The following is a 23,523-nucleotide window of genomic DNA, read 5'->3' as shown; positions in this document are numbered from 1 at the left end:
ATGAAGCAGATAAGTGATGCGACATTAGCTCAGTTGGTAGAGCGGTACCTTGCCAAGGTACAGGTCATCGGTTCGAACCCGATATGTCGCTCCAATCTTTATTTCCCCCTCAAAATCCTTAAAAAGTGCTTTTCGTGATCTGCCGCAGGTTTCTTGCGTTTTGTCTAATGTAGCGACATTTGTAAGCACTGATTTATGACCTTGTTCAAATATTCCCACCTTTTTTACTTCCATAATGTCTCCATACCGAATTGAATTGTGCCGTTGACGGCAGAAGAATGGAGATAGGCAGATGCGTATTCAACAGTTACGTGAACTCCTTGAATTTATAGCGAAATGTCGTCTTGATATGGCTCAGCTCTATCATAGATTACACACTCAGGCCGACTCATCCAGAGTCAAACTAATGCTAGAATATTTTGAACAGCATCAGAAACATATTGCTGAAACTCTTGAAAACTATATCGATGATGCGCCAAACAAGATCCTCGACACCTGGTACAAAGACATTGTGTTTGAGGACTTCGGCAAGCGTTGCCGCGATACCATGCTGGCGGCCAATATGACAGAAGATGATGTGCTGAATCTGCATCTGGATCTGGAAAACCGCTTGATTGCCTTACTGGAAAAAACTGCCGGTTCGTCGGCTTCGGCCGAGGTGAAAGGGGCATTGGAAGACTTGGTGCGGGTCGAGAAGATCCAGCAGCAACGACTGGTGCACAGTACTATACGTATGGACGATATTTAACTTCTCCCAGACTTGGCGGATCTGCTTGGGTCTGCCGTTAGTTCTGCCCGGCCCAGACCGGGCTTTTTCATTTTTATCAACTTGTTCTGATTCAAGTCATAAATACTCACTGACTTTACTGCTAGTGTGATTATCAATCATCACAGTCTTTATGCTGATTTTTTATCGGTAGCGTCAGCGCCCGAAAGATGCCGACGGCGACCAATAAGGCACAGAGAGCCAGGAGCCAGAACCAGGGAAATACCCAGTTAAAGGGTAATCCCAGCAGTAATACGCAGAGTATTAAAATAAGCAGTGTCAGTAGCATCATTCCTGTGCTTCCTTCCGGCATCCTTTGCCACAGCATAAGTTTAGTGAACGAGTGGTTTTTTTCGAGTTAACAAGTCATCAGTATCTGTCAGTCAGGAGATAGGAGAATCGATATGGCCCAGGATTTGTCAGATATGCCCCGTCAGCTGTATAGCGCCAAGGCCGTGCGCCAGGCCGAGTTGGACTGGGTGGCGGCCGGGCAGGGCAGTCTCTATGAGTTGGTTGAGCGGGCCGGGAAAGCCGCCTTTGAGGCATTGGCTGTCAAATTGACCCCAGGCAGCCGGGTGCTGGTCATTGCCGGGCAGGGAAACAATGGCGCCGATGCCTTGGTTTGTTTGCGCTGGTTATTGAACTCGGGTTTCAATGCCAGTCTGTTTATCTTTCCCGCCAGTCAGCCCAGCACTGAGTGGGAGCAAGCCTGGAATAAGTTGCAGCAATCCGTGCCGGAGGTGGCTCAGGTATCAGAGGTAACCGCTGCCGAATATGATTGGATAGTGGACGGCTTGTTGGGAACCGGTCTCAAGGGGGATGTCCGGCCGGAAGCCGCCGGCATGATAGCCCAGATAAATACGGCAAGGGCCAAGGTGCTGAGTCTGGATTTGCCTTCCGGTATAGATGCAGATACCGGCGCAGCTCTTGGGGCGGCAGTCGAAGCCGAGCAGACACTCTGCTTTGCGGCCCTTAAGCAAGGGCTGCTGACCGGCAGAGCCAGGCACTGCTGCGGCGAGCTGCATTTTGTTGACTTGGGACTAAGTGATTATCTGCCGCCTTCGGACGTGGTCAGAGTCGGCACTGAGTACCTCAAGGGGCTTTTCGATGCCCGCCCAAGGGACAGTCACAAGGGCAAGTCGGGCAAGGTTACTGTCATAGGCGGCGATTATGGTATGGGAGGGGCCGTCAGGCTGGCGGGTGAAGCCTGTCTCAGGGCCGGTGCCGGTTTGGTGACTGTGGTGAGCCGGCCGGAGCATCAACTTACGGTCAATGCCAACAGGCCGGAACTGATGTTCTGGGGCTGTGAACTGGTGGATATGGAGGTTTATCTGCGCCTTGGCTGGGCACAGGTACTGGTGTTGGGGCCTGGGCTTGGCCGCGCCGACTGGGGATATAATCTGTTCAAGGCGGTCAGTCTTAGCGATAAGCCCTGCGTGCTGGATGCCGATGCACTCAATCTCTTGAGCCAGGAGAAACGCTCCCAGGACAATCGGGTTTTGACTCCTCATCCGGGGGAAGCCGCCAGGTTGCTGGCAACGGATATTGCTGATATCGAAGCCGACAGGTTTGCAGCGGTTAGAAAGCTGCAGGCTCAATATGGCGGTGTGGTACTGCTCAAGGGCGCGGGTACTCTCATTTATGATGGTAAACAGCTGTTTGTTGCCCCAGTGGGGAATCCCGGGCTCGCCAGCGGTGGGTGCGGCGACGTGTTATCTGGTATAATCGGCGCGCTGATGGCTCAGGGACTGGACAACACCCGCGCGACTGTGGCAGGGGTGATAGTTCACGGCGGCGCAGCCGACCTTGCTGCCCGTGACGGGGAGAGAGGCATGCTTGCCAGCGATCTTATGCCCTGGATCCGCCATCTGGTAAACACTGACTTGTAAGCTTAACGGGCCAATGTAAGGCGTGGATCCACACTTAAATGACTATCGAACACAGCTTGACTCTGCAATTGGCAGATGAGACTCAAACTGTCGCCTTAGGGCGGCAATTGGCGGCCTTGATTAGTGCGCCGTTGACCATTTATCTGACCGGAGAACTTGGTGCCGGCAAAACGACTTTCAGTCGTGGCTTAATTCAGGCCTTGGGTCATCAAGGTGCAGTTAAGAGTCCGACCTATACACTCGTGGAACCTTATGAGCTTGAAGGAATCGAAGTATATCATTTTGACCTTTATCGACTCAGCGACCCCGAAGAACTGGAGTTTATGGGGATCCGGGATTACTTCAACGAGCGCAGCCTTTGCATTATTGAATGGCCGGAACAGGGGATGGGATGCTTGCCCGCTGCCGATATACATCTGCATATCAAATATGCTAATACTGGTCGCGAAATTTCTCTGCAAGCCGATTCCGACAAGGGTAAGGTGCTATTAAGAAAAATAACAAGCAATGGTAAAGACTAATAACATCTTATTTAAACTGACTTTTTTTATTATCTGTTGGGTAATGGCGGCGCCGACTTGGGCGGCCAATAAACTCGACGGAGTGCGTATTTGGGCGGCGCCCGAGTCGACTCGGGTAGTTTTTGACTTAAGTCAGGCGCCTGACTATAGCTATTTCACGCTGAGCAACCCTGACAGACTTGTGGTGGATCTGAAAAAGAGCAGCAATGGCGTCAAGCTGGAAAAAGTTGAAAACAACAGCCCCTTGGTCAAAAAGGTGCGTTTGAGCCAGCCGCCGGAGAAAGGCACACTGCGGCTAGTCATAGATCTCAAACGGGCTGCCAAGGCTAATCTGTTCTCTCTGCCTCCAACCGCACCATACGGCAATCGTTTGGTGGTGGACCTTGATGACAAGAGCACTTCGGCCAAAGCCAGGGTGACCCCGACAGCCACTGAAGCGGTGCGGGATGTGATTATCGCTATCGATGCCGGCCATGGTGGTGATGATCCAGGTTCCATCGGGCCTTCCGGTCTGTACGAGAAGAAGGTGTCATTGGCGATTGCCAAACGAGTGGAAAAGAAAATTAATGCGACTCCCGGACTTAAAGCCGTGATGATCCGTACCGGCGACTATTTTGTTAACCTGAACCGTCGCTCGGAACTGGCGCGTCAGAGTAAGGCCGATTTGCTGATCTCTATCCACGCCGATGCCTTTACTTCACCTCAGCCCAGAGGCGCCTCAGTGTGGGTGCTCTCCATGCGGCGGGCCAATACCGAGATCGGCCGTTGGCTGGAGCAGAAAGAGAAACATTCAGAGCTGCTCGGCGGTGCCGGTGAGATTATTCAAAATACCGATAATGAACAGTATCTGGCGATGACCTTGCTGGATATGTCGATGGATAGATCCATGGCGATGAGTCACACTGTGGCCAGCGATATTCTTTCTGGTTTGGGCAAGGTGACCAAACTGCACAAGCACAAGCCCGAGTCGGCGAGTCTGGCGGTGCTCAAATCGCCGGATATCCCGTCCATTCTGGTGGAAACAGGTTTTATCTCCAACCCTCAAGAAGAGAGGTTGCTCAGTAATGCCAACCATCAGGACAAACTGGCCAAGGCGATTCATAAAGGTGTACTCAAGTATTTTGAAGCCAATCCGCCGGCCGGAACCATGCTGGCCAAGCAGGGCGCTATTAAACACAAGGTTGTTAGAGGCGAATCTCTGTCGGTAATCGCCAATCGTTATGAGGTGTCGGTGGCCGATATCAAGAAAGCCAATAACTTGAAATCGGATGTAGTGCGTATAGGTCAGCAACTGGTTATCCCCAGAGCCTGAGGAAGAGATGGCAATTCAGATATTACCCCCACAACTGGCTAACCAGATTGCGGCGGGCGAAGTGGTAGAGAGGCCGGCCTCCGTCGTTAAGGAGCTGGTGGAAAACAGCCTGGATGCAGGTGCAACCCGGGTCGATATTGAAATCGATAAGGGCGGTGCCAAGCTTATTCGAATTCAGGACAACGGCGCTGGTATCACCAAGGATGAACTGGCACTGGCGCTGTCCCGTCATGCCACTTCCAAGGTGCATACACTGGACGATCTTGAAGCCATTCTCAGCTTTGGTTTTAGAGGTGAGGCGCTGGCCAGTATCAGTTCGGTTTCCCGCCTGACCCTGACATCCCGCACGGCCGAACAATCCGAGGCCTGGCTCGCCTATGCCGAAGGTGCTGATATGGGGGTCAAGATACTGCCTGCGGCCCATCCCGTGGGCACCAGTATTGAAGTGGTGGATCTCTTCTTCAATACTCCGGCGCGCAGACGTTTCCTCAAGAGTGACAAGACAGAGTTCACCCATATTGATGAGTGGCTGAAAAGGATTGCTTTGGCTAGGCCGGAAATTCACCTGACGCTGAAACACAATGGCAAACAGGTGCGCAACTATCGTCCGGCGGACAATGAAGCCCAATATCTGCAAAGGTTGGCTCAGGTCTGTGGTCGTCCTTTTGCCGAGCAAGCGTTGAGGGTGGAATGTCAGCATGACGACATGCGCCTCAGTGGCTACCTGCAGTCACCCTGGCAAGTTGAGCCCTGTGATACTCACTATTTTTATGTCAATGGCCGTTTGGTCAGAGACCGTTTGGTGAACCATGCAGTCAGGCAGGCCTTTGCTGGTTTGGCCGAGTTGGAACAGCCCGGTTATGTGTTGATGCTGGAGCTGGATCCCCATCAGGTAGATGTCAATGTGCACCCGGCTAAGCATGAGGTGCGTTTCCATCAGGCCAGATATGTGCACGATTATATCCTGCAGGCTTTGAGCTCTGCTCTGCAGCAAGCACAGCAACTGCCGGTCGATGACGTTAATCCGCATTTAAGCCAGACAGATTATGCTGCGCCCATTGATGTGGGTTCAGACGCCGCTGCTACAAGCTTCAACCAAGGTGGGATGATAGATGGCAGCCGTGCCGAGCCGCGTTTTCGTGAGCCTGAGTCAAGCGGCGGCAGCGCTGGATATCAAAGCCAATATGGCGATAGAGCTCCTTTAAGCGGTAAGGCACCGGGTTCATATTCTGGTGCCGGTCCCCGTCAGGGAGCTGCAGCCCCCTCCAGGTCGGCCATCAGTAGTTATGGCGCCTTGTTGGCGACGCCTGGCGTGGTTAATGAAACCAGTCCTGAAGCAAATGTGGCTGTGATGCCGCCTCTGCTGGATGGCGAGCACTGGGTGTTGGTCGAGAATGCGCAGCTTAAACTGCTAAAGGTGAAAGCTGCTGCCAAGCGATTGAGATATAATGAGATTGTCACCCGCTTTCCTACCGGATTGACCGGTCAGCCATTGTTGATGCCGGTCGCTGTTGATGCCGATCCGGAATGGCCGGCATTGCTGGAGGAAAGGGAGACTCTGCTGAGACAATTGGGGCTGGATCTCAGTATTCGTCATTCACAGTTGATAATCAAAAAAGTGCCCCCATATCTGAGGGACACGCAGCTGGCTAGCTTGATCCCTGAACTGCTGCAATGGCTCAGATTCGAGCAGCCCCAGGAAGCGGCCTTGGCCAATTGGCTGGCACAGAGCAGCTTGAGTAGCTTTGTTTCGGCACCATTGATATGGCAGGGGATCTCTGCATTGGACGAGCAAGCTCGGCAAGAAATTTTACAGCTGGCTAAGGTATTGCCTTGGCAGCAATGGTTGGAAGAAGAAGGCAGTGAGTAAGGCGAAACAGCCAAGAGTGCTGACATTGATGGGGCCGACCGCCTCAGGAAAAACAGCGTTGGCGCTGGAACTCGCCGAACATCATAACTGCGAGATCATCTCGGTAGATTCGGCACTTATCTATCGGGGAATGGATATAGGTACCGCCAAACCCAGCGTGGAAGAGTTGGCTCGCGGGCCGCATAGGCTGATAGATATCCGTGATCCCAGCGAAAGCTATTCAGCTGCTGATTTTCGCAGCGATTGTCTGCAGGAAATTGAGCAGATCGTCAATATGGGAAAAACCCCGCTTTTGGTGGGTGGTACCATGTTGTATTTTAAAGCATTATTGCAAGGCTTATCGCCACTTCCCAGTGCCGATGAGGCGATAAGGGCCCAGATACAGCAAGAAGCCGAGCAACTGGGCTGGCAAGTGCTGCATCAGAAATTGGCGCGGATTGACCCGGTTTCGGCCGCACGCATTCACCCCAATGACCCACAACGTCTTGGACGCGCACTGGAGGTGTATCGTATCAGCGGTAAGAGTTTGACCGAATTGACTCAGGCTAAATCGCCTGAGCTTCCCTATGATGTGGTGCAGTTTGCCATTGCGCCACAGGAGCGTAAAACGCTGCATGGGTTGATAGAGACAAGATTTATGCAGATGCTGCAGGCTGGATTCACCGATGAAGTGGCCAAGCTGAAGCAAAGGGGCGATCTACACCTGGATATGCCCTCGATGCGCTGTGTTGGATATCGCCAGTGTTGGCAATATCTGGAGGGTGAATTTGACCATGATACTATGGTCGAAAAAGCCGTCGCTGCTACTAGGCAATTGGCAAAGCGTCAATTAACATGGTTGCGAGGATGGCCGGAGTTGAATTGGCTGGAGAGTGGGGCGCAAGGGAATTTAGTTCAGCTTATGCGTTACTGCCGCTAGCTTAATAGCCCTTGCTGTATAATACTCAAACCGAACAAGAAAGCTTTTTGTTAGTACTATATAAATTAAAAAAAGGAAATAAAAACATGGCTAAGGGGCAATCTTTACAAGACCCATTCCTGAACGCACTACGCCGTGAGCGCGTTCCTGTTTCTATCTACCTGGTCAACGGTATCAAGTTGCAGGGACAGGTGGAATCTTTTGACCAGTTCGTTATCTTGCTGAAAAACACGGTTAGCCAGATGGTATATAAGCATGCCATTTCAACTGTTGTGCCTTCTCGTCCATTTAATGTGAGCAATCATCAGGGCGGTGGTCAGCAGAACTACAACTCGCAGCATGATGATAGCAGCGAACAGTAATAAGTTAAGGAGTTCACTTCTTGTTTGATCGCTATGAGGCGGGAGAAACTGCAGTACTTGTTCATATCGACTTTTCCGATGAAGACAGTCGGGAAGACCTTGTTGAATTGCAACTCTTGGTCGAGTCGGCCGGGGCGCGTTCGGTAGGGGTGATAACAGGAAGCCGCCGGGCGCCTGACCGCAAGTTTTTCTTGGGGACAGGAAAGGCGGAAGAACTGGCAGCTTTGGTAGCTGCGACCGAGGCAAATGTGGTGATTTTCAACCACGCATTGAGTCCTGCACAGGAAAGAAATCTTGAAATTCTGTGCCAATGCCGGGTGTTGGATAGAACCACGCTTATCCTCGATATCTTTGCTCAGCGGGCCCGTACCCATGAGGGCAAGTTGCAGGTGGAGCTAGCGCAGTTGCGCCACATGTCGACTCGCCTGGTGCGGGGCTGGACTCACCTTGAACGCCAAAAGGGCGGGATAGGTTTGCGCGGCCCCGGGGAAACCCAGCTGGAAACTGACCGGCGATTGCTGCGGGGGCGGATTAAGTCCATCAATCGCCGTTTGGAGAAAGTGGACAAACAGCGGGAACAAAGCCGTCGTGCCAGGAAGCGAAGCGACCTGGCTACTGTGTCACTGGTTGGTTATACCAACGCAGGTAAGTCCACATTATTCAATGCGTTGACAACATCTGAGGTGTATGCCGCCGATCAGTTGTTTGCGACCCTGGATCCGACGCTGCGTAAGCTGGAGTTGGACAACGGCGCCGTCTTTTTAGCCGATACTGTGGGGTTTATTCGTCATTTGCCCCATGAACTGGTAGCGGCGTTTAAGGCGACATTACAGGAAACCCGCCAGGCCGATCTCCTGCTGCATGTGGTGGATTGCGCTGACGACAATATGAATGACAACTTTGAGCAGGTGCAAGAAGTACTTAAAGAGATTGAGGCCGATGACATTCCACAGCTTCTGGTCTGTAACAAGATAGATCTGTTGGAAGAGATAGGCCCCAAAATAGATTTCGATCCTGAAGGCCGACCATACAGAGTATGGATCTCGGCGCAGCAAGGGTTGGGACTGGATCTTCTCAAGCAGGCGGTGGATCAGCTGACTGCTGCTACCATAGTTGAGCTTAGCTTGAGAATACCGGCAACAGCCGGGCATTATCTTGGCCAGTTTTATCGACTGGATGCGATACAGCAGAAAGAGTATGACGACCTGGGGAACTGTATCTTGTCTGTTCGTTTACCACAGCCGGACTGGCACCGGCTGGTTAAGCAGAGTCAAGGTGAGTTGGAAACCTTTATCCTCGAACCCGAGATTGATAAAGTAGTTTGTTAATAATCTCGTTTATTCATCCACTTATGGAGAGTTAAATGGCTTGGAACGAGCCCGGTAACAAGGGTAATGATCCTTGGGGAAACAAAGGTGGCAATGACAAAGGGCCACCAGATCTGGACGATGTATTTCGCAATTTGGCCAAACGCTTTGGCGGCAAGGGTAACGGTGGTTCAGGCTTCAGCATTGGGACTCTGGCCATAGTTGCAGGTATTGCCCTGGCGGTATGGGGTTTTTCCGGTTTCTACACTATCAAAGAAGCGGAGCAGGGCGTTGTGCTGCGTTTCGGTGAACATGTCGGCGAAGTTGGTCCTGGCCTACACTGGAAAGCCACCTTTATCGATACGGTTTTACCGGTAGATGTCGCATCTGTGCGCTCTATTCCGGCGTCCGGCAGCATGCTGACAGCCGATGAAAATATGGTCGTGGTCGAGCTTGATGTGCAGTACAAGGTGAAAGATGCCTACCAGTATCTGTTCAGTGCCGTTGATGCTAACTCGAGCCTGCGTGAAGCCACTGACAGTGCGCTGCGTTATGTCATAGGTCATTCAAAGATGAATGATATTTTGACAACCGGGCGTGCCAAGGTACGTGACGACACCCGCGCAGAGATTGAACGTATCATTGCACCTTACAATCTGGGATTGCAGATTGAAGACGTTAACTTCCTGCCGGCCAGACCGCCGGAAGAAGTAAAAGATGCCTTTGATGATGCGATTTCAGCACAGGAAGATGAGCACACCTATATCCGTCAGGCCGAAGCTTATCAGCTGGAAATCGAACCCAAGGCCCGTGGTCAGGTAGAACGTATCAGTCAGGATGCCCGCGCTTATAAAGAGCGTGTTGTTCAGGATGCAGAAGGTGCTGTAGCCAAGTTCAACAAGCTGCTGCCTGAGTATAAGCTGGCCCCTGAGGTGACTCGAGATCGTCTCTATATCGATGCAATGCAGCAGGTATTCAGCGATACCAACAAGGTACTGATAGATGCCAAAAATAACGGCAACCTGATGTATCTGCCGCTGGATAAGCTGATGTCTCAGGACAACAAGCCTAAACCTAAAGCGGAGCAGGAACCCGAGCAGCATGTGGATTCCGTCAGCAGCCAAAGAAACACCAATAACAGCAGCTTCAACGGACGTATGACCCGCGAAGAGCGTATCCGTCAGGGGAGGGAGTAAACCATGAGCAGATTTGTACTCATTATTATTGCCCTGCTGGCGATTGTTGGTGTGTCTTCACTGATGGTAGTCAACGAAGGGGAGCGCGCCATAGTTTCCCGCTTTGGTGAAGTATTGAAAGACAATGTTGACGGTAAGATGGTGCCCCGAGTCTATGGCCCGGGTCTGAATGTCAAGATTCCGTTGATTGACAAAGTCCGTTATATGGATGCCCGTATCCAGACCCTGGATGGTGCAGCCGACCGCTTTGTGACCTCTGAGAAGAAAGACCTGATGGTGGATTCTTATGTCAAATGGCGTATCAAGGACTTTGAAAAATACTATCTGGCAACAGAAGGTGGCAACAAGTCCAAGGCAGAGTCGTTGCTGCAGCGCAAGATCAACAGTGACCTGCGTACCGAGTTCGGTAAACTGACCATCAAACAGATTGTTTCCGGTACCAGCGAAGGCAGCACAAACTTGGCCGAGAGCAGCAGCCGTGATGACTTGATGCGCATCACTCTGGAAAATGCCGCCAAGAGCGCTGAAGGTCTGGGTATTGAAGTGGTCGATGTCAGGGTTAAACAGATCAACCTGCCATCCAACGTCAGCCACAGTATTTTCCAACGGATGCGTGCCGAACGTCAGGCGGTAGCCAAGAAACACAGAGCTGAAGGTAAGGAAGCGGCCGAGAGAATTCGCGCCATGACCGACGCCAACGTGGTGGTGACTCTGGCTAATGCTCGTCGTGAAGCGGAGAACATTCGCGGTGAAGGTGATGCCATTGCCGCCAAGATATACGCCGATGCCTATACCAAGGATCCTGAGTTCTTCAGTTTCCTGCGTAGCCTGGAAGCCTATAAGGCCAGTTTTGCCGGTAAATCAGACATTATGGTGCTGGAGCCGGACAGCGAATTCTTCAAATACATGAAGCAAAAAGGCAAGTAACAGTGTTGCTCGAAAGACCCGGACTGGTTCCGGGTCTTTTTTTATCTTTTTCTTAGCTTGATGTGAAAGTCACAGAATTATTGGTATTAATGTGTAAAGCAAATATATATTGTTAATAATCAACTGGTTATAATTCAGCTTTAATTGAATTACTCTCGAGATGCTGGTGTTTAGCCGCCTAAATCCGCTGTTTTTTTAACCCGGACAGCTAAAAAACTGTAATCTCCTTAACCAACTTATGTCTTTTGACTATGATCTGCTTCTAATTTTTCGCTATAATGAGCCCCGCCTCAAAATTCGGCTTTTCCCTTTAGTGAGAACTAAGAGGCCTAAAGTCTTGAAAAACAAAAATTCCAACACCCTCTGGGAGATAAGTGGATGAGCAATGCGCCAGTCGATACCGGACGTCGCAGATTCCTGACAGCTGCAACCGCCGTAGTGGGCGGTGCTGGTGCCGTCGCTGTAGCGGTTCCCTTTATAAAGTCATGGAATCCGAGTGCCAAAGCGAAAGCTGCAGGTGCACCGGTAGAAGTAAATATCAGTAAGCTAGAGCCAGGTCAGCTGATCCGTGTGGAGTGGCGTGGCAAACCCGTATGGATTGTCCGCCGTACCGAGGAAGTTCTTAACGAGCTCCCAACCCACGATGACAGATTGCGGGATCCTGCTTCTGACGAACTACAGCAGCCTGATTACGCCCAAAATGGCGTACGTTCGATTAAGCCTGAGTACTTTATTGCCGTAGGTATTTGTACTCACCTGGGTTGTTCACCTACTTACCTGCCAGACTCTTTTGCAGAGCAGGTTGAAGGTGTGACTTCAGGTTTCTTCTGTCCATGTCACGGTTCCAAGTTCGATATGGCCGGTCGCGTCTTCCAGGGCGTACCTGCTCCGCTGAACCTGGTGATTCCTCCACATCAATATATTGATGATGGTAACGTGCTCATCGGCGTAGACCAGGGAGCTGCATAATGGTTAAGAATATAATTGACTGGATCGATGCGCGTATCCCTATGACGGCAACTTATAACCGCCATGTTGGTCAGTACGCTACCCCCAAGAATTTTAACTTCTGGTATTTCTTCGGCTCTCTGGCGCTGTTGGTTCTGGTAAACCAGCTGTTGACCGGTATCTGGCTGACCATGAACTATGTGCCTACCGCTGAAGGCGCATTTGCTTCTATCGAATACATCATGCGTGATGTCGAGTACGGCTGGTTGCTGCGTTACATGCACTCCACCGGGGCTTCGGCCTTCTTTGTGGTGGTTTACCTGCACATGTTCCGTGGCCTGCTCTACGGCTCTTACCAAAAGCCTCGTGAACTGCTGTGGCTGTTTGGTATGTTGATCTTCCTGGTACTGATGGCCGAAGCCTTTATGGGTTATCTGCTGCCATGGGGCCAGATGTCCTACTGGGGCGCTCAGGTAATTATCTCACTGTTCGGTGCTATTCCGGTTATCGGTGATGACTTGACCCTGTGGATCCGTGGTGACTATGTGATCTCAGGTGCAACCCTGAACCGCTTCTTCGCTCTGCACGTTATTGCGTTGCCTCTGGTACTTGTCGTACTGGTATTCCTGCACCTGATTGCTCTGCATGAAGTGGGTTCCAACAACCCTGACGGTATCGAAATCAAAAAGAATAAAGATGAAAATGGTTGGCCTGTCGATGGCATCCCATTCCATCCTTACTTCACTGTAAAAGATATCATGGGCGTTGCCGGCTTCCTGATTGTCTTCTGTTACGTACTGTTCTTTATGCCTGAAGGTGGTGGTTACTTCCTCGAGAAGCCTAACTTTGAAGCCGCTAACCCAATGAAGACGCCTGAGCATATTGCGCCTGTATGGTACTTCACTCCGTTCTACGCCATTTTGCGGGCCGTACCGGATAAGCTGGGTGGTGTGGTTATGATGGGTCTGGCGATTGCCGTACTCTTTGTGCTGCCATGGCTGGATCGCTGTAAGGTTAAGTCGGTTCGCTACCGTAGCATGATTCACAAGCTGAACATTGCTCAGTTTGCTGTGTCCTTTATCGTCCTGGGTTACCTGGGAGCGGTACCTGCGACACCAACGCTGACCATTGTTGCCCGAATCTTTACTTTCACTTACTTCGGTTTCTTCCTGCTGTTGTTCATCTACAGCAAGAGTGAAAAGACCAAGCCAGTACCAGAAAGGGTGACATTCAAATGAAAAAGTTATTGATTGCTTTGGTTGCCTTTGTGCCTGGTATGGTGTCTGCCGCCAGTGGTCACAATGTGCACCTGGAAGATGCCAATATTGATCTGACAGATAAAGAGTCGCTGCGCCGTGGTGTAGAGCTGTTTCAAGACAACTGTGCCGGTTGTCACAGCACTCAGTATCAGCGCTATCAGCGTGTTGCTGAAGATCTGGATATCCCTGTCGACGAGATGCGCAAGCTGATCCACACAGATGCCAAGATCGGCGAACTGATGGAAAACTCGATTGAAACCAAAGATGCGGCCAAGTGGTTCGGTGCCGCGCCACCGGATCTGACTCTGGTAGCCCGTGTCCGTGGTGAAGATTGGGTATATTCCTATCTTAAAGGGTTCTACAAAGACCCAAGTCGTCCTTTCGGCGTGAACAACACAGTGTTCCCGTCAGTCGGTATGCCGCATGTGTTGGAAGGCCTGCAAGGTATGCCGGTTAAGCAGGAAGATGGCAGCATCACTGTCAGCGGTGGCAGCCTGTCTGCGGAAGAGTACGATCAGGTGGTTCGCGACCTTACCGGTTTTCTGGTTTACTCGGCTGAACCGGTTAAATTGGAGCGCGAAAACCTGGGTAAGTGGGTACTCGGCTTTCTGTTTATATTCTTCGTGATCGCATACCTGCTCAAGAAAGAATATTGGAAGGATGTACACTAACCCTTAGAAAGGGGTAGAATATATTATCCGCATAATGTAAACGGGGGGCATTGCCCCTCGTTTACATTTGTTTTTTTCAATTCCGGAGGGTATCAATGGCTGTTGCTGCCAATAAACGCTCTATCATGACCCTGTTCTCAGGTGCCGATGATCTCTATAGCCATCAGGTTCGCATCGTATTGGCTGAAAAAGGGGTAACTGTTGATGTGTTGCAGGTAGATCCCAATGATATGCCAGAGGATCTGCTGGAACTCAACCCTTACAACTCAGTGCCAACTCTGGTCGACCGTGAACTGGTGTTATACGAAAGCCGTATTATCATGGAGTATCTGGACGAGCGCTTCCCGCACCCGCCGCTGATGCCCGTTTACCCGGTTTCCCGTGGTCAAAGCCGTCTGATGATGCATCGCATCGATACAGACTGGTATTGCCTGGTTGATCGTATTCGTAAGGGTGACCGCGCCGATGCGGCCCGTAAAGAGTTGCAGGAAAGTCTGCTGTCTATCGCGCCTGTGTTTGCCGAAATGCCTTACTTCATGAGTGAAGAGTTCGGTTTGGCCGATTGTTATCTTGGCCCCTTGTTGTGGCGCCTGCCAGTGCTGGGTATCGAACTGGATAACCGCACAGGTAAAGACATCAAAGCCTATATGAACCGTATTTTCGAGCGTGAGTCCTTTAAGGCCTCTCTGACCGAAGCCGAGCGCGAAATGCGCATGGGTATCTGATGAAAGATTTGACCCCAAGTCGTCCATATTTGCTTAGAGCTTACTATGAGTGGCTGATGGATAATCAGCTGACTCCACATCTGGTAGTGGATGCCACTATGCCGGATACTCAGGTACCGCTGCAGTATGTTAAGGATGGTCAAATTGTACTGAATGTCGCCGGCAGTGCTGTCGGTGGCCTGAAGCTCGGTAACGAGTTTGTTGAGTTCAATGCCCGTTTCGGTGGTGTACCACAGCAGGTGCTGCTGCCTATGGCTGCTATTGTTGCCATCTATGCTCGTGAAAACGGTGCCGGTACAGTATTCGATATGGAAGATGCCTATCTGCTTGAAGAGGGTGAGGAATCACTGCTGAATGTGGTTGAAGAGGTTGAACAGCCACGGACTGAAGCCGAAACTGAACCTACAGCAGACAAGCCCAAGCGGCGTGGCCACCTGACTTTGGTTAAATAAAACCGGGTCAACGCTTCAGCTTAAGCATTGCAAAAAGCCAGTCACAATGACTGGCTTTTTCTTTTCAACGGCTGCAATACTGCATCTACCAGCTCCACTCGGTTACGACCATTTATCTTGGCCTGATACAGAGCCTTGTCTGCCTGTTTGAGCGCCTCGCTGGCGCTAACTCCCGGAGTAAGAGTCGCCAGGCCTGCAGAAGCTGTCAGTTGTAGGTAATGGCTTTGATATTCCAGGCCTTGTTGTCTGAGAGACTCAAGGAGTTGCTCGCCTCTTTGCTGTAGGGCCTGAGTCCCGGCTTCATCCAGCCTCAGCAGCAAGGCAAACTCTTCCCCGCCTATTCTGGCCAGTCGCTCCTGAGGCTTGAGCGCTTGCTTGAGTAGCTTGCTGACATGGATAAGGGCGACATCGCCGGCATCATGGCCAAAGTTATCGTTTATCTTTTTGAAGAAATCCAGATCCAACAGGGAAAGCGCCCAGTGTCCCGGCTGCTCTCTTTGCAGTGCGACTTGGCGCATGAATGCGCGGCGGTTGAGCAATCCGGTTAAGGTGTCTGTGTCGGCCTGATGTTGCAGTACCAGCTCGGCGCGCTCGGCATACATTTCGCTGATCAGCAGTATGGCGCAGGAGCTGATAATACAGGAGCAGATCACCAAGGCTTGTAAAACAGCTAGGGTATGTGTAGAAAGCAGGGCGATATCTGGGTGGGATGGCCAGCCATGCAGCTCAAAGAAGCTGAACAACCCCAGATTGGCTAACATCAGGCTCAGGATAGAACGCCATTCACGGATCTCAAACAGTACAACCAACATGATGGCAAACAGCAGGTAATAGCTGTGGATCTTGATACTGGTACCTTGGGCTGTCATTAAAGCTGTGGCGGCATCGGCCATCAACAGCAACATTAAACACCATCTGGCGGCAAAGAACTTGCCTTTGTAGTTGAGCAGTAACACCAGAGGCAGCAGGGCAACAAAGGGCAGCTGATTCAAGCCGGAAAGGAGAAAACCCTGATTGCCGCTGATATAAAAGCCGAAAGTAAATAATAATATAGTCGCTATGGAAACCAGTACGCCCAAGTTGACTTGAATGACTTTGCGCTCCCGGGTTTTGACAGCACATCTATCACACCCTAGCATCAGTAAAAAATTCAGTAACCTGGTCATATTGAGCATAGGCAAAGCACTTTGAGAAGCCACTCGAAATATCAGCTTAATTCAAACCTCGTTGTTGAACCAGTCTTGGCTGACTTTCGGCATGATCCCTGTGCGTCAGTATGGTAGCATCTCTCGCCTGCACAACCTTTACCGTGCAATTGCGGGCAAAGATAAGGTGAGACCACAATGCTGCTGATGATCGACAACTATGATTCCTTTACCTTTAATCTGGTGCAGTATTTTCAGCAGTTGGGGCAGCAGCCTGTTATCAAGCGTAACGATGAGATTGCGCTTGATGAGATCCGCGAGTTGGCGCCGGATTATCTGGTGATATCTCCCGGGCCTTGTAGCCCGGATCAGGCGGGGATCTCGCTGGCCGCCATCGAACATTTTGCCGGTAAGTTGCCTATCCTGGGCGTCTGCCTTGGGCATCAATCGCTGGCTCAGGTGTTCGGTGCCAAGGTGGTTCGGGCCAAGCGGGTGATGCATGGCAAGACATCGGCCATCAGTCACAATGACCGTGGGCTGTTTCAAGGCCTGGCCAATCCTTTGACCGTGACCCGCTACCACTCGCTGCTGATTGAATCTGTGCCTGAAGGCTTCAGTCTGGATGCCTGGTATGATGACCCGGTACACGGGCGGGAAATCATGGCCATCAGCCATGCCGAGAAACGCCTCTACGGCGTGCAGTTTCATCCCGAATCCATTCTGACCCAGCAGGGGCTTGAACTGCTCAATAATTTTCTGCGTCTGGCTTAAGGAGCAGTGAGCCAGTCCCGGATTCGTACCAAGGTTCCATCCTTAACAAGCCTTTACAAGTTTTCAGCTTTTGCAGAACAACATCTTTTGGCAAATATGGTATAACAGGCCGCAATCGCTTGTTTTCTGTCATATGTCGCTTCCCGGCGGCCAAGATAACTATAAAAAGGAAGGATGATGAAAAGCCTGATGCGTCATGCCGGTCTGAGTGTTTTGACTCTGGCCGTTCTCAGCGGCTGCGCCGCCACCGAGCCGCAACTCACCACCCAAGAGATCACCAAAGCCAGCCAAACAGTACCCTTGGCAGCGCCTCCTGTGGCCGACAAGCCGTTAACTCTGAATCAAATTATGGCGGATCCCGATTGGATGGGACTTGCCCCCAAAGGTGCCTACTGGAGCGATGACAGCCGCGCTGTGCTGTTCGCCCGCCAGCAGAGTGCATCTGTGCTGCGTAGTTACTATCGTCAGGGAGTGGCAGACAAACAGGCGCAGGAGCTGGCGCTGTCTGAGCTGCATACCGTCTCGCAACGAGACGGCGTTCTGAGCCCGGATAAGCGCCGTAAGGCTTATGTCTATCAGGGCAACCTGTTTGTAAAGGAGTTGGGCAGCGGTGAGATCACTCAGTTGACCCGGCAAAATACCAAGATTGAAGGATTGCGCTTTTTAGCGAATGGCGATCTTGCCTATTGGCAGGCGGGGCAGGTATTCAGATTGCATGCAGGCTCTGGCCTTGTGGAACAGCTCGCGGATATCAAGATGACCAAAGAGCCGGCACAGACCAAAGAGCCGGAAACTTATCTCGCCAAGGAGCAACACAAGCTGATCCGCTATGTGGCCAAACAGCAGGAAAACGCCAAGTCTCGGGAGACATATCAGCAGCAGTTACAGAATGAAGACCCGACTCTGTCGGCCAAGCCTTGGTATCTGGGCGAGAGTGAGCAGCTGGTGGAACTGAGCCTGTCGCCGGATGGCCGCTATCTGCTGCTGGCGTTGCAGGACAAGAGTTACAACTGGCGTGGCGAGCATGACATCATGCCCAACTATCTTGGCAAAGATGGCTATGTCGATCCTGTACCCGTGCGAGCCAGAGTGGCTGAAGACAAGGCGCCAGGGCAGCGCTTGGTACTGCTGGACTTGCAGCAGCAGAGTCAGAAAGAGATAACTATCGAAGGCTTGCTCGGCTACAACCAGGATGTGTTGGCCGGCGTCAAGGCCGAAAACGCCAAGGCGAAGGGGGAGCGCTACGAAAGTGAAAAAGTCCCGCGCAAGATCCAACTGATGCAGGATTGGGGCTGGAGTCAGAGCGCCATTCAATGGCAAGACTCAGGCAAGCGCTTGGCCGTAATGCTGGAAGCCGTGGACAACAAAGACCGTTGGCTGGCCAGTGTCGATCTGGCCAAGGGCAAGCTAGTCACTGAGCACAGGCTGCATGACGATGCCTGGGTCAACTATGACTACAATCAGTATGGTTGGTTACCCGGCAGCGAGACCCTTTACTACTTGTCGGAAGAGAGCGGTTATTCGCAGCTGTATCTCAAGCCGCTCGGTGGCAAGGCGCGGGCTTTGACCTCGGGTAAGTTCGTGGTCAGTGACATCACCCTGAGCCCGGATAATCGTTATATCTACTACAAGGCCAACAAAGAACACCCCGGCAAGTACAATGTTTATCGGGTTGAGATAAGTAGCGGCAAGGATGAACAACTGACCCAGTGGAACGGGGTGCTCGACTACAGCCTGAGCCCGGATGGCCGTTCGCTGCTATTGACCGCCTCCAACCTGACCCGGCCGGATGAGCTCTATATTCAAGTCATAGGCGGTGAGCTGACTCAACTGACCCATTACACCAGCGACAGCTTCAAGAGTTATCCTTGGCAGGCGCCTGAGGTGGTTGCCGTGCCTTCCAGCCATGGCGCCGGTGAAGTCTATGCCAGGGTGTATCTGCCGGCAGGTTTCGACAAGGATCGCGCCGAGTCATATCCGGCGGTGATCTTCAATCATGGTGCCGGTTATCTGCAGAATGCCCATTATGGTTTTTCCGGTTATTTCCGTGAGTTCATGTTCCATAACCTGCTGGCACAGCAGGGATATGTGGTGATGGACATGGATTATCGCGGCTCCAAAGGCTATGGCCGCGACTGGCGCACCGCCATCTACCGTAATATGGGGCATCCGGAAGTGGAAGACTTGGCCGATGGTGTCAAATGGATGAGCCAGCATGCCAATGTTGATGCCAAGCGGGTAGGCACCTATGGCGGTTCTTACGGCGGCTTTTTGACCTTTATGGCACTGTTTACCCAACCCGAGTTGTTCCAGGCCGGTGCCGCGCTGCGGCCTGTGACCGACTGGGCTCACTATAATGCGCCTTATACCTCGAACATACTCAACACCCCGGATGTGGACCACATCGCCTATGAACGCAGTTCGCCCATCTATCATGCCGAGGGCTTGCAAAAGCCGCTGCTGATCATGAGCGGGGTAATGGACGACAACGTATTCTTCCAGGACAGTGTCCGCCTGGTGCAGCGACTGATAGAGCTGGAAAAGCCGATGTTTGAGACGGCTATCTACCCGGTTGAACCCCATGGCTTCAGACAGCCATCGAGCTGGCTGGACGAGTATCGCCGCATCTATAAGTTGTTTGAACAAGAGTTGAAATAGTCACTTTACAGGCCTCATTCGAGGCCTGTTTCTTTTTGCTATCAAGATATTGCTGATAAAGCCGCTACATATATAACAATAAAGGGACTAACATAAAAAATGGAGCCCGGGTACGGGTGTGGCAGGAAGGTAATAATTTGGCCTTGTCGGTAGCGGGGGGCGTAAAACCCGGAAGTGTAATAGAGATAGAGCAGCGCCTGTATCAGCAGTTGATACTGGGCAAGCAACGCATTGATAGCGGTGGCGATGAGCTTGAACCTGAGCTGGCGGCGGTGGCCTTCAAGCTTGAGGTTGAACGCGAGGCGACTCTGGAGCGGCTCGCGAGGCAGCAACAGGCCAAGGCGCTTTATCAAAGAGTGTCGGTTCAGTTGAACTATACCCTGGCGGCTGAACTCGGCAACCATCTGGCCTCCATCGAAGAGGTGACACGCTTATCTGGCATAACAGATAAACAGATCTTACTGCTGGAGTTATTGCAGCACCCAAGGCTTGATCTGGCACGCCTTCGCCCGGTCGTTGCCGAGCAGAGCTGGTTGGTGAGGGACTTGAGCTCTCTGGTCAACAGCCCCTCATTCAGGGCTCGCAGGCCGCAGAATCTGGATGTGCAATTGACAGACCTCAAGCTGGTGCTCAGCTATATAGGCGTTGAGCACCTGCGGGTATTGATCCCTTGCTACACCTGTCGTCACTGGCTGCCCACAGGTCATGCCAGTTTGCTTTGGACTGTGCGCAAGCTATGGCGTTTCTCGCAGGTGCAGGGCATTGCCGCCAGAACTCTGGCCAGGTTGCATGACTTGGATGCTCCAATGCTGTATGCGGTTTCCCTGATGCAACAACTGGGGATCTCAGTGCTACTCTCCATGAGCGCCAAGCTGTTTGAGCAGTTGCGCGGCTCCTGGCTCAGGGAGGCGAGTCGAGACAGGGATAAGGCGCTCTACGATGCCATCGCCCTGTGTGATTTTCCCGCCGCTTTGGTCTATTCCCTGGTCAAGCAGCATGCGCTGTCACTCAATTGGCAACTGCCGACCCAGCTTGGGTTTGCGGATGCGGCCATGGTGACTCTGCTCAAGGAGCGAGACACTGCTCTGGGGTTCAGTCAGTTGTCACCCAATGCGGCAGTGCTGGCTAAAGCCGATTGTTTTGCCAAGTGTTTTTTACTGGAAGAGATGCGGCAACTGGAATTCAGGGACAGACAGATCATGATGGCGTATCATGAGCTCACTGAACAGGAACTCATTCGTCTCAAAGGCCAGAATTACCGCAAACCCGAGCTGCTTTAAGCTGTTGCGGAGCCTGTAGGCCTTCCATGGAGGAGCTATGCCCAGTTGGCAAGCCTCGGTATTGAACCGGTTGTTAACTTATGTGGCGCGGCCGTCGGTCAGTCGCGGCAGTGCCAAAGTACCACTCAGTGCTATTCGCCAGCGCTTATTGGAGATGGATCGTCGCTGGTTGGGCTGGCCGCAGGAGCTTAAGGTCGAGCACTGGCCACTGAGCCACTCGCCGCTCATCCATTACCAGCTGCCGCAGCCAAGAGATGTCAGCCTCTTCTATATTCGCGGCGGTGGTTTCTGTTTCAAGACTCCCCATGCCCATGCCCGTTTCCTGGCCGATATCATGCAGCGCAGTTTGGCAGATTGCTATGTACCTGATTATCGTCTGGCACCTGAGCATCCGTTTCCGGCAGCTTGTGATGATGTGCTGGAAGCTTATCGGATGACGCTTGAGCATTGTGACCCGACTCAATTGGTGCTGATGGGCGACTCGGCTGGAGGCAATCTGGCCTTGAGTCTGTTGTTGCAGCTGAAACAACTTGAGTTACCGTTGCCGAGAGCTTGCGTGTTGCTGTCTCCGGCGCTGGATCTCGGCATCACAGGCGACACCGAGCGCATTCTGGCAGCCGACGACCCTCTGTTCACCATTGAATCGCTACTCAGACTCAGAGGCGCGTATCTCGCCGGTAGTAACCCCATGTCTGAACGGGTCTCGCCGCTTTATGGTTGTTTTAACGATCTGCCGCCCATCTTGCTGCTGGCCGGTACTCGTGAGCTGCTGCTACAGGATGCCGAGCGCCTGCAACAGGCGGTATTACGCGACGGCGGTCGCATAGAAGCCGGTTTCTACCTCAATATGCCCCATGTCTTTCCATTATTTGAACTCTTGCCTGAGGCCATGGAAGCCAGGGGTCAAATCGCTGCTTTTATACGCAATAATCTACTGTTATGATTATCGTTAACTATTCAAAATGTATGAATAGTTAACGAATTCGGTGTCAGTTGAGATTTTTTGTGACTATTTATGCCGTTAAACGGCAGATATTTGCCTGCTTAATTCTCAAACTCAGATCTTTATGCACTTATAGGCCAAGGCATTGCTCCTGCATATTGATCAAACTGGTATTTTGATCACAATTTCGCTAATAATGACACCTAAGCAACACAAGTAAGTGCAGTTTTACTCACAAATAATAAAGATTAACTGCTTAAAACGGTGGCCGACAGAGCCGCCGACAACACAAAGGATGAGAAGGAATGAGTGTAAACATGAATTTGACACGTGCCCAGTTTGATGAAGTCATGGTGCCTAATTATGCACCGTCACCCGTTATCCCGGTTCGTGGCGATGGCAGTCGTGTTTGGGATCAGGAAGGCAAAGAGTATGTCGACTTTGCCGGTGGTATTGCAGTTAACTGTTTGGGCCACTGTCATCCAGCCGCCGTTGAGGCGCTTAAGGCGCAGGGCGAAAAACTCTGGCACTTGTCCAATGTGATGACCAATGAGCCGGCACTGGCATTGGCGACCAAACTGGTTAACGCCACTTTTGCCGACAAGGTCTATTTCGCCAACTCAGGTGCCGAAGCCAATGAAGCGGCCCTGAAACTGGCCCGCCGCTATGCTCTGGACAATTTCGGCGCCGAAAAAGATCAGATTATCGCCTTCGACAAGGCATTCCACGGCAGAACTTTCTTTACCGTCAGTGTCGGTGGTCAGGCCGCCTACTCAGATGGTTTTGGCCCCAAGCCGCAGGGGATCACACACCTGCCATTCAACGATGTTGCCGCATTGGAAGCCGCGGTGTCGGACAAGACCTGTGCCATCATGCTGGAACCGCTGCAGGGTGAGGGCGGTATCATAAACGCCACTCCAGAGTTCCTGGCCAAGGTGCGTGAACTGGCCGACAAGTACAATGCGTTGGTGGTGTTCGATGAAGTGCAAACCGGCGTTGGCCGTACCGGCGAGCTGTATGCCTACATGGGTACAGATATAGTGCCGGACATTCTCACCACTGCCAAGGCCCTGGGCGGCGGTTTCCCCATCGCGGCCATGCTGACCACGGACAAGATTGCCGCTCATCTTAAAGTGGGCACTCATGGTTCCACCTATGGTGGTAACCCTCTGGCCTGTGCCGTCAGCAACGCGGTATTTGATCTGGTCAATACCCCCGAAGTGTTGCAGGGCGTTAAACGCCGTGAGCAACTGCTGCGTGATGGCCTGGAAAAAATCAATGCCAAGTACCAGGTGTTTTCCGAGGTGCGCGGCAAAGGACTGTTGCTCGGCGCCGTGTTGAATGAGCAGTATCAGGGACGCAGCCGTGAGTTTCTGTTGGCCTCGGTCGACAATGGCCTGATGACACTGATGGCCGGTGCCAATGTGGTTCGTTTTACTCCTTCTTTGATCATCCCTGAAAGTGATATTGCCGAGGGTCTGGCACGCTTTGAAAAAGCGGTCGCCAAGGTGGTTGCCGCCTGATCCCCGTGGGCCTTGGCCCACTTAGCGCAATAAACTCACAGCTGCTGTTCTGACGGGCAGGCCCGACGGAGCAGCAACT

Annotated in this window: 22 protein-coding genes and 1 tRNA gene; 21 read left to right on the top strand and 2 right to left on the bottom strand. The window is 52.0% G+C overall.

Annotated elements, in window-relative coordinates; all coding sequences use genetic code 11:
- The first annotated feature begins 18 nt into the window (after positions 1-18).
- Positions 19-94 (top strand) — tRNA-Gly (locus AYI96_RS03830).
- Between the two features lie 198 nt (positions 95-292).
- Positions 293-748 carry a hypothetical protein gene (locus AYI96_RS03825; RefSeq protein ID WP_039035507.1) on the top strand — a complete coding sequence of 152 codons (456 nt, stop codon included), beginning with the start codon at positions 293-295 and terminating at the stop codon, positions 746-748.
- Positions 749-881: 133 nt separating this feature from the next.
- Here the strand turns inward: AYI96_RS03825 and AYI96_RS20235 are convergent, their stop codons facing one another.
- Entirely contained in the window at positions 882-1,058 is a 177-nt protein-coding gene (locus AYI96_RS20235; protein ID WP_162206746.1) for a hypothetical protein, read from the bottom strand.
- 112 nt (positions 1,059-1,170) lie between these two features.
- Here AYI96_RS20235 and AYI96_RS03820 point away from each other — a divergent pair, with 112 nt between their 5' ends.
- The 14 genes from AYI96_RS03820 to AYI96_RS03755 all read left to right on the top strand — a co-directional run bounded on the left by AYI96_RS03820 (position 1,171) and on the right by AYI96_RS03755 (position 15,124).
- A complete protein-coding gene (locus AYI96_RS03820; protein WP_039035508.1) occupies positions 1,171-2,655 on the top strand; it encodes a bifunctional ADP-dependent NAD(P)H-hydrate dehydratase/NAD(P)H-hydrate epimerase in 1,485 nt (494 codons plus the stop codon).
- A gap of 38 nt (positions 2,656-2,693) precedes the next feature.
- Positions 2,694-3,176: a tRNA (adenosine(37)-N6)-threonylcarbamoyltransferase complex ATPase subunit type 1 TsaE gene (gene tsaE / locus AYI96_RS03815; RefSeq protein ID WP_039035509.1), complete on the top strand. Its 483-nt coding sequence runs from the start codon at positions 2,694-2,696 to the stop codon at positions 3,174-3,176.
- Positions 3,163-4,488, top strand: coding sequence for an N-acetylmuramoyl-L-alanine amidase (locus AYI96_RS03810; RefSeq protein ID WP_144361033.1), 1,326 nt, complete (start codon positions 3,163-3,165; stop codon positions 4,486-4,488). Before tsaE ends, AYI96_RS03810 begins: the two co-directional genes overlap by 14 nt.
- A 7-nt stretch (positions 4,489-4,495) precedes the next feature.
- Positions 4,496-6,358: a DNA mismatch repair endonuclease MutL gene (gene mutL / locus AYI96_RS03805; RefSeq protein WP_039035511.1), complete on the top strand. Its 1,863-nt coding sequence runs from the start codon at positions 4,496-4,498 to the stop codon at positions 6,356-6,358.
- Positions 6,351-7,277 (top strand): tRNA (adenosine(37)-N6)-dimethylallyltransferase MiaA, encoded by a 927-nt coding sequence (gene miaA, locus AYI96_RS03800; RefSeq protein WP_144361032.1) that lies wholly within the window; start codon positions 6,351-6,353, stop codon positions 7,275-7,277. Before mutL ends, miaA begins: the two co-directional genes overlap by 8 nt.
- 86 nt (positions 7,278-7,363) lie before the next feature.
- Positions 7,364-7,639, top strand: coding sequence for an RNA chaperone Hfq (gene hfq, locus AYI96_RS03795; RefSeq protein ID WP_039035513.1), 276 nt, complete (start codon positions 7,364-7,366; stop codon positions 7,637-7,639).
- 20 nt (positions 7,640-7,659) lie between these two features.
- The gene (gene hflX, locus AYI96_RS03790) at positions 7,660-8,967 is read left to right on the top strand and encodes a ribosome rescue GTPase HflX (RefSeq protein ID WP_039035514.1); all 1,308 of its coding nucleotides are present in this window, start codon (positions 7,660-7,662) and stop codon (positions 8,965-8,967) included.
- A gap of 35 nt (positions 8,968-9,002) precedes the next feature.
- Positions 9,003-10,142, top strand: coding sequence for an FtsH protease activity modulator HflK (gene hflK / locus AYI96_RS03785; RefSeq protein ID WP_144361031.1), 1,140 nt, complete (start codon positions 9,003-9,005; stop codon positions 10,140-10,142).
- Positions 10,143-10,145: 3 nt separating this feature from the next.
- Positions 10,146-11,069 carry a protease modulator HflC gene (gene hflC, locus AYI96_RS03780; RefSeq protein WP_039035516.1) on the top strand — a complete coding sequence of 308 codons (924 nt, stop codon included), beginning with the start codon at positions 10,146-10,148 and terminating at the stop codon, positions 11,067-11,069.
- Between the two features lie 378 nt (positions 11,070-11,447).
- Positions 11,448-12,038: a ubiquinol-cytochrome c reductase iron-sulfur subunit gene (gene petA / locus AYI96_RS03775; RefSeq protein ID WP_039035517.1), complete on the top strand. Its 591-nt coding sequence runs from the start codon at positions 11,448-11,450 to the stop codon at positions 12,036-12,038.
- Positions 12,038-13,255 carry a cytochrome b gene (locus AYI96_RS03770; RefSeq protein WP_025011323.1) on the top strand — a complete coding sequence of 406 codons (1,218 nt, stop codon included), beginning with the start codon at positions 12,038-12,040 and terminating at the stop codon, positions 13,253-13,255. Before petA ends, AYI96_RS03770 begins: the two co-directional genes overlap by 1 nt.
- A complete protein-coding gene (locus tag AYI96_RS03765; protein ID WP_039035518.1) occupies positions 13,252-13,947 on the top strand; it encodes a cytochrome c1 in 696 nt (231 codons plus the stop codon). Before AYI96_RS03770 ends, AYI96_RS03765 begins: the two co-directional genes overlap by 4 nt.
- A 95-nt stretch (positions 13,948-14,042) precedes the next feature.
- Positions 14,043-14,672 carry a stringent starvation protein SspA gene (sspA, locus tag AYI96_RS03760; RefSeq protein ID WP_039035519.1) on the top strand — a complete coding sequence of 210 codons (630 nt, stop codon included), beginning with the start codon at positions 14,043-14,045 and terminating at the stop codon, positions 14,670-14,672.
- A complete protein-coding gene (locus AYI96_RS03755; protein WP_071476522.1) occupies positions 14,672-15,124 on the top strand; it encodes a ClpXP protease specificity-enhancing factor in 453 nt (150 codons plus the stop codon). Before sspA ends, AYI96_RS03755 begins: the two co-directional genes overlap by 1 nt.
- Positions 15,125-15,165: 41 nt before the next feature.
- Here the strand turns inward: AYI96_RS03755 and AYI96_RS03750 are convergent, their stop codons facing one another.
- Positions 15,166-16,299 (bottom strand): GGDEF domain-containing protein, encoded by a 1,134-nt coding sequence (locus AYI96_RS03750; RefSeq protein ID WP_144361030.1) that lies wholly within the window; start codon positions 16,297-16,299, stop codon positions 15,166-15,168.
- A 168-nt stretch (positions 16,300-16,467) separates the two neighbouring features.
- Here AYI96_RS03750 and AYI96_RS03745 point away from each other — a divergent pair, with 168 nt between their 5' ends.
- From AYI96_RS03745 to AYI96_RS03725, 5 genes are all read left to right on the top strand, one after another.
- A complete protein-coding gene (locus AYI96_RS03745; RefSeq protein ID WP_144361029.1) occupies positions 16,468-17,040 on the top strand; it encodes an aminodeoxychorismate/anthranilate synthase component II in 573 nt (190 codons plus the stop codon).
- Positions 17,041-17,217: 177 nt separating this feature from the next.
- Positions 17,218-19,698, top strand: a complete 2,481-nt coding sequence (locus AYI96_RS03740; RefSeq protein WP_144361028.1) for a S9 family peptidase — start codon at positions 17,218-17,220, stop codon at positions 19,696-19,698.
- Positions 19,699-19,835: 137 nt separating this feature from the next.
- Positions 19,836-20,978, top strand: a complete 1,143-nt coding sequence (locus AYI96_RS03735; RefSeq protein ID WP_144361102.1) for an HDOD domain-containing protein — start codon at positions 19,836-19,838, stop codon at positions 20,976-20,978.
- 37 nt (positions 20,979-21,015) lie between these two features.
- Complete coding sequence (locus tag AYI96_RS03730; RefSeq protein ID WP_039035523.1) at positions 21,016-21,921, top strand: alpha/beta hydrolase; 906 nt, start codon at positions 21,016-21,018, stop codon at positions 21,919-21,921.
- A 305-nt stretch (positions 21,922-22,226) separates the two neighbouring features.
- Positions 22,227-23,444, top strand: a complete 1,218-nt coding sequence (locus AYI96_RS03725; RefSeq protein WP_039035524.1) for an aspartate aminotransferase family protein — start codon at positions 22,227-22,229, stop codon at positions 23,442-23,444.
- Positions 23,445-23,523: the final 79 nt, after the last annotated feature.

This window comes from Shewanella sp. MSW, assembly GCF_007636515.1.
Lineage (GTDB): Bacteria > Pseudomonadota > Gammaproteobacteria > Enterobacterales > Shewanellaceae > Shewanella > Shewanella indica.
The sequence above is the reverse complement of the archived record's forward strand: the minus strand, read 5'-3'. Positions and strand labels throughout refer to the sequence as shown.

Bases quoted from the DNA above. Each gene is read 5' to 3' on its own strand.
- AYI96_RS03765 (WP_039035518.1), top strand. From the start codon at position 13,252: ATGAAAAAGTTATTGATTGCTTTGGTTGCCTTTGTGCCTGGTATGGTG.
- petA (WP_039035517.1), top strand. From the start codon at position 11,448: ATGAGCAATGCGCCAGTCGATACCGGACGTCGCAGATTCCTGACAGCT.
- hflK (WP_144361031.1), top strand. From the start codon at position 9,003: ATGGCTTGGAACGAGCCCGGTAACAAGGGTAATGATCCTTGGGGAAAC.
- AYI96_RS03725 (WP_039035524.1), top strand. From the start codon at position 22,227: ATGAGTGTAAACATGAATTTGACACGTGCCCAGTTTGATGAAGTCATG.
- mutL (WP_039035511.1), top strand. From the start codon at position 4,496: ATGGCAATTCAGATATTACCCCCACAACTGGCTAACCAGATTGCGGCG.
- AYI96_RS03820 (WP_039035508.1), top strand. From the start codon at position 1,171: ATGGCCCAGGATTTGTCAGATATGCCCCGTCAGCTGTATAGCGCCAAG.
- AYI96_RS03745 (WP_144361029.1), top strand. From the start codon at position 16,468: ATGCTGCTGATGATCGACAACTATGATTCCTTTACCTTTAATCTGGTG.
- AYI96_RS03825 (WP_039035507.1), top strand. From the start codon at position 293: ATGCGTATTCAACAGTTACGTGAACTCCTTGAATTTATAGCGAAATGT.
- AYI96_RS03755 (WP_071476522.1), top strand. From the start codon at position 14,672: ATGAAAGATTTGACCCCAAGTCGTCCATATTTGCTTAGAGCTTACTAT.
- sspA (WP_039035519.1), top strand. From the start codon at position 14,043: ATGGCTGTTGCTGCCAATAAACGCTCTATCATGACCCTGTTCTCAGGT.
- AYI96_RS03730 (WP_039035523.1), top strand. From the start codon at position 21,016: ATGCCCAGTTGGCAAGCCTCGGTATTGAACCGGTTGTTAACTTATGTG.
- AYI96_RS03750 (WP_144361030.1), bottom strand. From the start codon at position 16,299: ATGCTCAATATGACCAGGTTACTGAATTTTTTACTGATGCTAGGGTGT.
- hflC (WP_039035516.1), top strand. From the start codon at position 10,146: ATGAGCAGATTTGTACTCATTATTATTGCCCTGCTGGCGATTGTTGGT.
- AYI96_RS03810 (WP_144361033.1), top strand. From the start codon at position 3,163: ATGGTAAAGACTAATAACATCTTATTTAAACTGACTTTTTTTATTATC.
- AYI96_RS03740 (WP_144361028.1), top strand. From the start codon at position 17,218: ATGAAAAGCCTGATGCGTCATGCCGGTCTGAGTGTTTTGACTCTGGCC.
- AYI96_RS03770 (WP_025011323.1), top strand. From the start codon at position 12,038: ATGGTTAAGAATATAATTGACTGGATCGATGCGCGTATCCCTATGACG.
- hfq (WP_039035513.1), top strand. From the start codon at position 7,364: ATGGCTAAGGGGCAATCTTTACAAGACCCATTCCTGAACGCACTACGC.
- AYI96_RS20235 (WP_162206746.1), bottom strand. From the start codon at position 1,058: ATGATGCTACTGACACTGCTTATTTTAATACTCTGCGTATTACTGCTG.
- tsaE (WP_039035509.1), top strand. From the start codon at position 2,694: ATGACTATCGAACACAGCTTGACTCTGCAATTGGCAGATGAGACTCAA.